This is a genomic window from Mesorhizobium sp. M9A.F.Ca.ET.002.03.1.2 (genome assembly GCF_003952365.1).
GTDB lineage: Bacteria > Pseudomonadota > Alphaproteobacteria > Rhizobiales > Rhizobiaceae > Mesorhizobium.
Window position 1 is genome coordinate 4373425 of sequence record NZ_CP034443.1, and the last position, 11710, is coordinate 4385134.

General features: G+C 63.3%; 8 protein-coding genes. 4 read left to right on the top strand and 4 right to left on the bottom strand.

Going from position 1 to position 11710, the window contains the following annotated elements:
• Nucleotides 1-22: 22 nt before the first annotated feature.
• Nucleotides 23-1312 (bottom strand): M23 family metallopeptidase, encoded by a 1290-nt coding sequence (locus EJ066_RS21045; protein WP_126041288.1) that lies wholly within the window; start codon nt 1310-1312, stop codon nt 23-25.
• Nucleotides 1313-1499: 187 nt separating this feature from the next.
• Nucleotides 1500-1967, bottom strand: coding sequence for a peroxiredoxin (locus EJ066_RS21050; protein WP_126041290.1), 468 nt, complete (start codon nt 1965-1967; stop codon nt 1500-1502).
• Between the two features lie 95 nt (nt 1968-2062).
• Between EJ066_RS21050 and EJ066_RS21055 the strand changes: the two genes are divergently transcribed.
• Nucleotides 2063-5449 carry a DUF3971 domain-containing protein gene (locus tag EJ066_RS21055; RefSeq protein ID WP_126041292.1) on the top strand — a complete coding sequence of 1129 codons (3387 nt, stop codon included), beginning with the start codon at nt 2063-2065 and terminating at the stop codon, nt 5447-5449.
• Between the two features lie 186 nt (nt 5450-5635).
• Here the strand turns inward: EJ066_RS21055 and EJ066_RS21060 are convergent, their stop codons facing one another.
• On the bottom strand, nt 5636-7912 hold the full coding sequence (locus tag EJ066_RS21060) for a PAS domain S-box protein (RefSeq protein ID WP_189644331.1): 2277 nt from the start codon (nt 7910-7912) through the stop codon (nt 5636-5638).
• A gap of 362 nt (nt 7913-8274) precedes the next feature.
• Here EJ066_RS21060 and EJ066_RS21065 point away from each other — a divergent pair.
• Nucleotides 8275-9038 (top strand): IS5 family transposase gene (locus tag EJ066_RS21065; RefSeq protein ID WP_126034609.1). Its coding sequence is split into 2 segments (ribosomal slippage): nt 8275-8608 and nt 8608-9038, totalling 765 coding nucleotides; the frame shifts between segments, so codons are not numbered across the junction.
• Between the two features lie 77 nt (nt 9039-9115).
• Here EJ066_RS21065 and tyrS read toward each other — a convergent pair.
• On the bottom strand, nt 9116-10369 hold the full coding sequence (gene tyrS, locus EJ066_RS21070) for a tyrosine--tRNA ligase (protein ID WP_126041296.1): 1254 nt from the start codon (nt 10367-10369) through the stop codon (nt 9116-9118).
• 260 nt (nt 10370-10629) lie between these two features.
• On the opposite strand from tyrS, the gene EJ066_RS21075 reads away from it, so the two are divergent.
• Together EJ066_RS21075 and EJ066_RS21080 are read left to right on the top strand one after the other, a co-directional pair.
• Nucleotides 10630-11358, top strand: coding sequence for a glycosyltransferase family 2 protein (locus EJ066_RS21075; RefSeq protein ID WP_126041298.1), 729 nt, complete (start codon nt 10630-10632; stop codon nt 11356-11358).
• Nucleotides 11351-11683 carry a lipid-A-disaccharide synthase N-terminal domain-containing protein gene (locus EJ066_RS21080; RefSeq protein ID WP_126041300.1) on the top strand — a complete coding sequence of 111 codons (333 nt, stop codon included), beginning with the start codon at nt 11351-11353 and terminating at the stop codon, nt 11681-11683. Before EJ066_RS21075 ends, EJ066_RS21080 begins: the two co-directional genes overlap by 8 nt.
• Nucleotides 11684-11710 lie beyond the last annotated feature (27 nt).

Sequence of the window (11710 nt, forward strand, 5' to 3'; positions counted from 1 at the left end):
CGCCGGCGGGCTACTAGAGCCGCTAAAGATACTGCGCGACCTTCTTGCCGACCCTCAGGAAGCGCAGCGGGTCGATGGCTTCGCCATTGTGGCGGACCTCGTAATGCAGATGCGGGCCGGTCGAACGGCCGCTGCTGCCGGTCTTGCCGATGACATCGCCGGCGTCGAGCCTTTCACCGACGGTCACGCTGATCTTGCTGAGATGCCCGTAGCGCGTTGCAAAGCCGTTGCCATGGTCGACCTCGACCATGCGGCCATAGCCGCCGTTCCAGCCGGCCTTGACGACGACGCCAGGCGCCGTGACCTTGGCAGGCATGCCGGTCGGCGCCCTGAAATCCATCCCCGAATGCAACGCCGCAGTGCCGAGGAGCGGGTCGGTGCGTACGCCAAACGGGCTGGTGACGGAGCGGCCGGGGGCGGGATTGGCGAGCGGCAGCCGTCGCGCCTCCGTCTTCAGGCGGTCGAGCGCGTCCAGCGCCTCGTCGAGTTCTCTTACCTTGCTGTCGAACACCATCGAGCTGTCGAGCGGTATGAGCGGGCCGCCGGCATCGCTCTTGCCGAAGTCACTGTCGACCGGCAGGCCTGCCGATTCGAGCGCCTGTGAAATCGCATCGGCGTTTCTGTAGGCGTTGTCGGCAAGCGCGGTGATGCGGGTGAGCTGCTGGCTTTCAATGGCTTTGAGCGACTCGTTGATCGACACGAAGAGCTTGTCGGCACGATCGGCCGCCGTGTTGCTCGGCGCCGGATCGGAGCGGGTCGACCACAAGGAGAACGGCGGGGTATCGCCGCCAAAATTGGCGCCGACGCTGGCGACCGAATAGGCCTGCGGCTGGGCGTCGGTCGCGTCGGCGCGTTGGTCGGGCTTTGCGGACGCAGCAGCAGGGCCCGCGGCGGGTGGCGTTCCGACGTCGCTCCCGGCGCGTTCGAGTATCGGGCCGAGGCGGCCATGGCGCAGGCTGAGCTGGCTCTGTCGTTCCAACAGTTCGCCAACCTTGGTTTCCATGAGCTGCTGGTCGAGCAACTGGCGGCTGGTGATCCGGTCGACCTGGGCTCGCAGCGCGGAGATGCGGTCCTCATAGGCCTGCTGCATGCGCGCCTGCCGCGCCGTGGTCGCGCCGATCAGGTCGTCGCGCAGCACGAGGTAGGAGGTCGCCAGCAGATAGCCTATCGTCATCGCCGCCAGCGCGGAGCCGCAAAACGCGGCCACCCATGGCCGTATCGTGAAATGCCTTATCTCGTTGCCCCGGGCGATAATGACCGTGTGGGGCTCCTTGCGCCTGCCAAAGACTGTTGACTGACCGGCTGCGTTCACGGGACCAAGCTTTCGTTACGACACCAACGACAAGCCTCATTACACATCATTAAGGTTAACGGTCGGTTGCTTGCGCGCAACGCCTTGCAGCCCATGGGTTGCAGCCGAATTGGCGTGAGGACACGAGGTGCAGATTTCGGCGCCTCACCATTCACACGAGGCTTTCAGGCTGCTGCCGGCGTCACCGTCAAAGCGCGCGGACGGCTTCCAGCACCGCCTCGGCATGGCCCTTGACGCGAACGTTGCGCCAAATCCTGGCAATCCGTCCGTCGCTGCCTATCAGGAAGGTGGCGCGCTCGACACCCATATAGCGGCGGCCGTAAAGCTTCTTCTCGACCCACAGGCCGTAGGCTTCGATCACCTTGCGCTCTTCGTCGGCGACAAGGTCGACGGTGAGGCCATGTTTCGATTTGAATTTGTCGTGCTTGCGGACGCTGTCCGGCGACAGGCCGATCACAATGGCGCCGGCCTTCTCGAATTCCGGCTTCAGCTGCGAAAAGCCGATCGCCTCATTGGTGCAGCCTGTGGTGTCGTCCTGCGGATAGAAGTAAAGCACGACCGGCCTTCCCAGTAATTCCGCGAGGCTGAGCGATCCGCCGCCGTCGCGGGGAAGGTCGAATTGCGGCGCGGGATCGCCCATGTCGAGATCAGCCATATCGATGCCCTTGTTTGTGGTTACGCGCCAAGCCGCATCGATATAATGTCAAATCGGGATTCGTCCACGGTCGAGTTCGTTCAACGGAAAATTGTGTGGATCAGGAGCAGCCGCAGCACGAGAAGATCAGATTCAGGCGTGACGAGATCACCGACCTGGGGGCCTTCCCGTCCGCGTGCCGCGTACCGCCGCTCGGCCAGGCGTCGATCGGCCGCGGCGTTCGTGTTCTTGCGCGGCTGTTTGCCGGCCTGATCGCCCTTGTGCTGCTGGCCGCTGTCGCCGTGTATGTGATCGGCATGTCCGGTTTCGGCGCCGAGCGGCTGCGGGCCGAAGCGGAGACGGCTATCGAGAAATTGGCCGGCGTCGACGTCGATGTTGCGGTCGGGCCGGCCCGCCTCACGCTCGACGGATCGAGCTTCATCGCGCTGCAGGTCAGCGACGTCAGCCTCAAGACCGCCGACGGCAAGCCGATGGCCGATGCCGGGCGGGTCCGCTTCGGCATGCGGCTGATGCCGCTGCTTTCGGGCGAGGTGCGGCTCACCAGCGCCAGGATTTCCGACGCGCGCATCGTGATGGCGGCGATGCCGTCGGGTGGCGACTGGACGGTGGCGCTGCGCAATGAGGACGGTCTCATCGATCCGGAAAGACTGGCCGATGCGGTCTTCTCCAACATCAATCACGCGCTCGACACGGTGCAGGAGGATCAGATGCGCCGGATCGACCTCAGCAATGTCGACCTCGTCCTGCCCGAGGCCGGGTCGGTCAAATTGGTCAGGATCACCGATGCCACCGTTGCGCAGTCGGGGCCGGGCGGCATGAAGTTTTCATCGGATGCGGATATCGACGGCAAGGCGCTCACCATCGCTGCCTCAGCCTCCCGCGATACGACGACGCGGCGCGTAACGGCGTTGGATGCCAACGTCGAGATCGCGGAGGCCGACGCGGCCGCGGCAGCGGCAGGCGGGAAGACGGGTGCGATTGCCTTGAAGCTGGCGGGATCGGAAGGATCCGGCGAGAACGCGTCGCGGCTGACGGCGTCGGTGTCGCTCGCCGGTTCCGTGCTCGATTTCGGCCCGCGTGCCGGGGAGCTTTCGGCCGACGTCGATCTCGATGCGACGCTTGTCGCCGGCGCCAACAAGATCCAGGTTGACCGGCTGCAGGTGAGGACGGGTCGCTCGACATTCGATTTCGCCGGTTCGATCGGGCCGAAGCCGGCGACTGGAACAGCGGGCGAGGAGCCGTCCTATCGCTACGACCTGACCAGCGACCGTTCGACGCTGGCGCCTTCGGAATCGTCCGAACCCGCGCTCGATTTCATCGCCCGCGTCGCCGGCGTCTACCAGACTAGGAGCCATAAGCTCGTGGCCGAGCAGATCGGGATCAGGTCCGGGTCCGCCAGCGAGGCGCTGGGTACGGCTTCGGTCGCATTCGCTAGGGGAAAGGTGCCGGGCATATCTGTTGCCTTCAACGTTCACGACATGCCGGTCTCGCATGTCAAGCAGTTGTGGCCCTGGTTTTCTGCGGGCAAGGCCCGCCTTTGGGTGCTGAAGAACCTGTTCGGCGGCCGCGTCGTCGACGCCAGCCTGCAGTTCCAGGTCGTGCCGGGGCGCCTGGGCAATGGCATCCCGCTTTCATCGGATGAAGTGTTCGGCCGTTTTCAGATCGAAGGATCGCGCTTCGATACGGCCGGTCAAATTCCGCCGATACGCGATGCCGTGGGCGTTGTCGAATTCCACGGCAACGATGTCGACATCGCCTTGTCGTCGGGCAGCGTCTATATGGCCAGCGGCCGCACGGTGGCGGCAAGCAATGGCACGATGACGGTCAAGGCGGCCAACCGCCCGCCGGTGATCGGCGCGCTCGACATCGACGTTGCCGGCGAGGCGTCTGCAATCGCCGAGCTCGCCTCCTACGAGCCGATCAACGCCATGCGCCATGTCGGCCTGCTGCCGGACGACCTGTCCGGCACGGTGACCGGCCACGTTAAGGCGGACATCCCGCTGCAATCCGGCGTGGATTCGTCGAAACTCGATTGGCTGGTGGCGCTGGACTACAAGGGGCTGTCGCTGGGCAAGCCGTTCGAGGGCCAGACGGTGACGGATGCCGACGGTTCGATCACTGTTCAGCCCGATAGGGCCGTGATTTCCGCCAAGGCGCTGCTGAACGGTCTTCCAGCCGAGCTCGACCTGGTCGAGCCACTGAGAGACGGCGGGCCGCCACGCAGCCGGAAAGTGGCGCTGGTGCTCGACGACAAGACGCGTGCGACCGCCATGCCTGGCTTGTCGGCGCTGCTTTCCGGAACCATCAAGGTTGCGGTCGACAAGAGCGGCGGCAGCAGTGAGGCTGTTTCGGCGGACCTGACCAATGCCAGGCTGAACATTCCCTGGGCAGGCTGGAGCAAGGGACCCGGCATCCCCGCCAACGTCAGCTTTGCCATGACCAGGTCCGGCGACACCACGACGCTGTCCGACTTCGAGCTGAATGGAAAGACTTTTTCGATCGACGGCGACGTAGCGCTGGTCGGCGGCGCGCTGTCCTCGGCGCGGTTCGCCAAGGTCAGGTTGAATCGGGGGGACGACGTCGCCGTGTCGGTGAAACGATCGGGTAAGGGCTATGCGATCGACATCAACGGCAACGCGCTGGACGCGCGCTCGCTGATCAGGCAATTCACCTCCGACGTCGACACTGCCACCAAGGCCACCGGTTCCGGCGCCATTTCCGTCAGCGCCGATGTCAATTCGCTGACCGGCTTCCACAACGAGACGCTGTCGAACCTGAAGCTCGACTACAGCGCCGCCGGCTCCAGGGTGAACGGGCTCAAGGTGAGCGCCACGGCAAGTTCGGGCGCCGCCATAAAGATCAGCAATACGACCGGCGACGGCAGGCGTGCTCTCAACATGACGTCGGCCGATGCCGGCGCCATCCTGCGCTTCCTCAACATCTACGAGCATATGGAGGGCGGTTCGATCACCCTGGCGCTCGCCGGGGCAAGCGATGGACCGATGAAGGGCCAGGTCGACTCGCGCAATTTCTTCGTCGTCAACGAGCCGAAACTCGCCTCGCTCGTATCAACGACGCCGGCGGGCGACAGCCGCAGCCTCAACGAAGCCGTCAAAGCAAACATCGACACGTCGAGAGTGCAGTTCGAGCGCGGCTTTTCCGAGATCGAAAAGGGCACCGGCTATCTCAAGCTGGCCAATGGCGTGCTGAGCGGCCCACGCATCGGCACCACTTTCCAGGGCACGCTCTACGACCAGGACAACAACATGGACCTGACCGGCACGTTCATGCCGGTCTATGGCCTCAACCGCATCTTCGGCGAGCTGCCGCTGTTCGGCGCGCTGCTCGGCAACGGCCGCGACCGCGGCCTGATCGGCGTGACCTACCGGCTCAGGGGCGACGCCAACAAGCCGAAACTGGACGTCAATCCGCTGTCGGTAATCGCGCCTGGAATTTTCAGGTCGATTTTTGAGTATCGGTAAATTCCCACGGGAAGGTCTTCCCGGTCGCTGACCGGTTGATCGAATTGCGGGCCGAGTTTCGTGAAACACACGTATTCTAACGCAGTGTCGATGATGAAGGTTTTATGCGCGAGCAGCTGAACTGCGGCGTGTTCGCTGAAGCTGCCATGTTGTCCGAAGACGCCAGCGCGCAAAGAGGGTCGTTGGCTAGCACGGAACGTCTGCCAACGAGCTTAGTGCCCGACGGATGGAATCGCGCGAAAACGGCTTCTCGACAACTGGTCGACCGGCCCGTTCAAGGAAGCGCGCCGCAGCGCTGCCGAGCGTGTCGCCGGTAACGAAAACGAATCGCTCCGCTATGCCCGGGATTGCCTGACAGGCCCAGTCGAACAAGGCGGGGCCGTCGGTGTTCGGCATCCGCAGATCGCAAAAGATCACATCGAAAACAGCACTCGTCAGCGCTGCCTTGGCGCCGGCGCCGTCCTCGACGATCCTGACGGCAAAACCTTCAGCCTGCAGTAGTTCTGCCATCGTTTCTCCAACCTCCCGCTCGTCATCGACCACAAGGGCGGTACAACCGATGCCCGCGGCCGAGTGCGCCGCAACACCTTCGACTGAATCTGACGAAGTGCAGGCCTCCACCGGCAACAGCAACCGGAAATGCGCGCCATCCGCACGGTCAAGCAGCGCCAGCCGTCCATTGTGCGACTGCACCACGCCGAGCGAGAAAGCGAGTCCGATCCCGGTGCCCGCACCCTGCGCCTTAGTGGTAAAAAATGGATCGAAAATGCGATTCCGGATCTCGGCAGGCACACCGGGGCCATTGTCGGCGATCACGATCTGGAGGTCATTGCCTTCAAGCGACGTTTCGATCTCGATCCGCCGCGGTGCCGGAATCTCCTGCAGGGCGTGTTGCGCGTTGACGATCAGGTTGTAGAACACCTGATGCATCTGGTCAGGGTCGACTTCCAAAGATGGCAGGCCTTCGGCGAGCCGGCATTGCACCTCGATGCCCGCCGTGCGCAAACCGTAGCCGGCGATGTCGAGAACTGCGCGGATCAGATCGTTGACGTCGGTACTGCGGCGCTCCGGCTGGCGTTGTCGCGCCATTGCCAGGAAGGTCTTCACGATGCGCGCGCAGCGCTCGGCGGCGAGTCTGATCTTGCCGGCCCGCTGTGCGTGGGCGGTTCCGGCAAGAAATTCTTCCAGCAAGTTGGCCTGCGCGACGACGACCGCCAAGGGGTTGTTGAGTTCGTGCGAAACGCCGGCAAGCAGCGAACCAAGTGCGTTGAGCCGCTCGCTCTGCGCCAACGCCTCGCGCGACCGCGCCAGTTCGGCTTCAGCCGCCTTGGTTGCGGTGAGATCAAGAATGCTGCCGACGATCACCGGTCGGTCGTCCATCTCGATGTGGCGCCAACTCAGCGACACGGGAAAGACGGAGCCGTCCAGACGGCGAAGTTGCGCCTCCACGCCGTCGGCGCGCGGCTGCTGACGTGACAGGGCTTTGAGGCGCCGATAGTCTTCCCGCGTGGCGAACCAGCGGTGCCGCCGGAAGCGGTCCTCGTCAAGCGGGCCTATGCCCATGATCTCGCAGAACGCGGGATTGGCGTTAATCAGCTGCCTTGTTCGCGAGTCTATGAACACGACCGGAACCGGATGATGGTGAGTGAGCTCGCGAAAGCGCCGCTCGCTTTGCTGCAGGCGCTCGGCCGCGCGCTTCTGCTCGGTAATGTCGATATCGAAGCCGCCGATGCGCGCCTGCTGCTGATCGGCCCACAGAACGGGAAAGCGGACGACAAGGCTCCAGGCATAGTCGACCGCGTTGTTTAGAAATTCCTCCACTGCAATCGCCTGTCCCGAGTCCAGCACGCGGCGATCGTTTTCCGCGATCATCGCGGCCTCCTGGGGCCCGAAAATGTCGGCCGCGCTTAATCCGACCGCGCGCTCAGCCGGCCGGCCGAAGACCTTTCCCATTTCCGGATTGGCGACCAGATAGCGCCCGTCGGTATCCTTCAGGTACATGCCTACTGGAGCATGCTTCATGAACGCCGCCAACCGAGCTTCGCTGGCACGCAGAGCTGCGTCGGCAGCGTGGCGCTGCGACAGGTCGCGCAAGCTCGCCGTAAAGAAGCGACGTTTGCCGCTCCGGGCTTCGGTGATCGTGAGTTCCACCGGAAACTCGGTGCCGTTCGCCCGCATGGCAGTCTGCTCTGTGCGACGCCCCAGCAACAGCGGGGCGCCACCCGCAAGATAGGCCGCAAGCCCGTTTGCGTGCGCCTTGCGCAGATGCGGCGGGACGATGAGCTCCGAGATCTGTCTGCCGACCGCTTCAGCGCGCGAATAGCCGAAGGTCGCCTCGGCCGCCGGGTTGAATTCCACAACCAATCCGGCTTCGTCCGTGACGATCACGCAGTCTAGCGATGAGCGAACCACCGAAGCGAGGATCCCCTCTTGGAATGCGTTTGCGGCGTCGTCTTCTTGCAAGGGGGCACTCCGTGACGACCGATCGGAACGCTGGCCGCCGGACAGGTAAGGATGACGATTATCGTGAGTTCCGGCAAGATGCTGAATCCAACCGTGGTACGGTGCGGAGGCGGGGAAGCGCTTGCACCAGCAGGACAAGGAGCGCCGAACCTTGTCGTTTGAATCGGGTCGTCGGCAACGAGCACCGAGCGCCATTTGCTGACATTCATGGGCGGTTTTCCGTAGCGGTCGTTCGCGCTACGACTCGATGCGACCCAAGGCAGCCATCACGCTTGCTGGGTGAACGTCAGCTAGGCTCAGGACCCATTAATTGGTTGAGTTGTCGGCTGGGTGATGATTCAAGGTGGCAGGAGGATGCCACCTTGACTGATTTGCTGATGTTGACCCCGGAGCAGATGCGCCGGATTGAGCCCTATTTCCCGCTTTCGCATGGGGTTCCACGCGTGGACGACCGGCGGGTGCTGAGCGGCATCCTGTTTGTGATCCGCAATGGATTGCGCTGGCGAGATGCCCCTGCCGGCTACGGTCCGCACAAGACCATCTACAACCGCTTCATCCGCTGGAGCCGGCTGGGCGTGTTCAACCGCATCTTGGCCGAGCTAGCCGCGCAAGGTGGCGGTACCGAGAGGCTGATGATCGATGCCACTCATCTCAAGGCGCATCGAACGGCGGCGAGCCTGCTCAAAAAGGGGCTCTACCCCGATGTATCGGACGCAGCCGGGGCGGGCTGACCACCAAACTGCAGGTGGTTTGCGACGGCAAGGGGCGGCCGCTGCTACTCTATCTGAGCGAGGGACAGGCCAACGATCACAAGACTGCTGCCGCAGTTCTCGAGCAGCTACCGCACGCCAGCTTCCTGCTCGCCGACAGGGCCTACAGTTCCGCTGCCTTCCGGCAGGCGCTGGCAGATCGAGGCATCACGCCGTGCATTCCTCCTCATGCCAAACACCGCACAAAGCACGTATACGATCCAATCCTCTACCGACAGCGCCACAAGATCGAGAACATGTTCGCCCGGCTCAAGGACTGGCGTCGCATCCACACCCGCTACGACCGATGCGCTCACACCTTCCTGTCAGCCATTGCCTTCGCCGCAGCATTCATCTTTTGGATCAATGAGTCCTGACCCTAACTGGCGGGCAATCGTGGCCAAACAAAAGATGGACCCCCATCCCGATTCTATCGGGATAGGTCAGCCTCCGCTCAAACCGGCCGCACCAGAACGTGTTTTTTCTTGCCCAGTGAAAGCTTTATGACGTTTTCCGGACTCATATCCTGAAGCGTCACCACCCGGCGGTCGTCGGATACCGACTGGTCGTTGAGGCGCACGGCGCCGCCCTGGATATGCCGCCGCGCCTCGCCGTTGGACGCGGCAAGGCCGGCGGTAACGAGCAGCGACAATATGCCGACGCCACCTTCCAGATCGGTCTTGCCAACCTCGACGGTCGGCAGCGTTTCGGCGAGCGCGCCTTCCTCGAACGTCTTGCGTGCGGTCTCCTCGGCTTGCTCGGCCGCCTCGCGGCCGTGCACGATGGCCGTCGTTTCCGTGGCGAGGATCTTCTTGGCCTCGTTGATCTCAGAGCCGCCAAGGGCGGCGAGCCGTGCGATCTCGTCCAGTGGCAACCGAGTGAAGATCTTCAGGAAGCGCTCGACATCGGCATCCTCGGTGTTGCGCCAGTACTGCCAGAAATCATAGGGCGAGAACACATCGCCGTTCAGCCAGACCGCGCCCGTGGCCGATTTGCCCATCTTGGCGCCTGACGACGTCGTCAGCAGCGGCGTGGTCAGGGCGTAGAGTTGCGGCGTGCCCATCCGGTGTCCGAGATCGACGCCGTTGATGATGTTGCCCCACTGGTCCGACCCGCCCATCTGCAGGCGGCAGCCATAGCGCCGGCTGAGCTCGACGAAATCATAGCCCTGCAGGATCATGTAGTTGAACTCGAGGAACGACAGCGATTGTTCGCGATCGAGCCTCAGCTTGACGCTGTCGAAGGTCAGCATGCGGTTGACCGAAAAATGCCGGCCGACATCGCGCAGGAATTCGACATAGTTGAGCTTCATCAGCCAGTCCGCATTGTTGACCATGATCGCGTCGCCCGGACCGTCGCCGAAACGCAGGATGCGGCCGAAGATGCGCTTGATGCCTTCGATGTTGGTGGCGATGGCCTCGGGCGTCAAAAGCTTGCGCTGGTCGTCGCGGAAGGAAGGATCGCCGATCATCGACGTGCCGCCGCCCATCAGCGCGATCGGCCGGTGGCCGGTCTCCTGCAGCCAATAGAGCATGGTCGCCGAAATCAGATTGCCGATATGCAGGCTGGTCGCTGTGGCGTCGTAGCCGACATAGGCGGTCACCGTTTCCTTGGCGAAAAGCTGGTCGAGGCCGGCATCATCCGAAATCTGGTGGATGAAACCGCGCTCGCTCATGACGCGCAGGAAATCGGATTTGAAGGCGGACATTTTATCTTTCCCGAAAGCGCCCGGCTGCTTCTGTTGGGGCGTGGTATGCGTGAACGCGGGCGTTTAGCATCCAAGCGCGATGAGAAAAAGGGGAATCCGGTTTTGCGGCCCGCGTGGACGACGTCCGGTATGCTTGCTTCATCGTTTCGGCTGGCGTAATGAGGCGCCGCGCCAGCGGGTTCTTGCGGCCTTCGCCCGCTGGAACGGCACCGCACGGCATCGAATCGAATGCCATATCCTGTGACAGAGCCCGACAAGACATGCCGGAGATATCCATCGTCATTCCTTGCCGGAACGAGGCGGCGAACCTGCCGCTTCTGCTTGACGAGATCGGGGCGGCGATGGCCGGGCGCGATTTCGAGGTGATCGTCGTCGACGACGGTTCGACCGACGACACCGCTTCGGTGTTGGCCGCTGAGGCAGCACTTCGCCCGTTTCCGCTTCGCCACCTCAGGCATCGGAAATCCGCCGGCCAGTCCCTCTCGGTGCGTTCGGGGGCATGGGCGGCGCGCGGCGCAATCGTCGCCACGATCGATGGCGACGGCCAGAACGATCCCAAATATATTCCGGTCTTGGTCGACGCGCTGCGGCAGGCTGGCCCCGAGTTCGGTGCGGCGCAGGGACAGCGCCTGAAGCGCCGCGACAGCAGGATCAAGCAACTGGCGTCCCGTTTCGCCAATTGGCTGAGAGGCGCCATCCTGCATGACGAGACCCGCGACACGGGCTGCGGCCTGAAGGCGATCCATACCGACATCCTCAGGAAATTGCCGTTCTTCGATGGCACGCACCGCTTTGTTCCGGCCCTCGTTATCCAGGAAGGGTACCAGGTCGTGCATTGCGACGTCGTCGACCGCTCCCGCCGCCACGGCAAGTCGAATTACGGGATTTTCGATCGCGGCCTGCAAGGCGTGCTCGATCTCGCCGGCGTCTGGTGGCTGCGCCGCAGGCGCCGGAGAATGCCAAGAACAGAGGAAATCAGGCATGGCTAACGTGCTTCAGGAATTGGCGACCTGGCTTCACGAGGTCTTCGTCAAGCAATTCGATGCATGGGTTCTGCTCGGCTTCGTCGCCCAGTTCTTTTTTTCGATGCGTTTCGTCGTGCAGTGGGTCGCCTCGGAAAGAGCCAAGCGCAGCGTCGTGCCGATTGCCTTCTGGTTCTTTTCGCTCGGCGGCGGCGGCCTGCTGCTGATCTACGCCATCCAGCGGCAGGATCCGGTTTTCATCGCCGGCCAGTCCCTGGGCCTGTTCATTTACATCCGCAATCTCTGGCTGATCGCCAACGAGCGCAAGGCGGCGATGACGAAGGTCGATTGAGCGACCTGCCTGCATAAGGCAAGTGAA

Bases quoted from the DNA above. Each gene is read 5' to 3' on its own strand.
- tyrS (WP_126041296.1), bottom strand. From the start codon at position 10,369: ATGTCCGCCTTCAAATCCGATTTCCTGCGCGTCATGAGCGAGCGCGGT.
- EJ066_RS21050 (WP_126041290.1), bottom strand. From the start codon at position 1,967: ATGGCTGATCTCGACATGGGCGATCCCGCGCCGCAATTCGACCTTCCC.
- EJ066_RS21075 (WP_126041298.1), top strand. From the start codon at position 10,630: ATGCCGGAGATATCCATCGTCATTCCTTGCCGGAACGAGGCGGCGAAC.
- EJ066_RS21080 (WP_126041300.1), top strand. From the start codon at position 11,351: ATGGCTAACGTGCTTCAGGAATTGGCGACCTGGCTTCACGAGGTCTTC.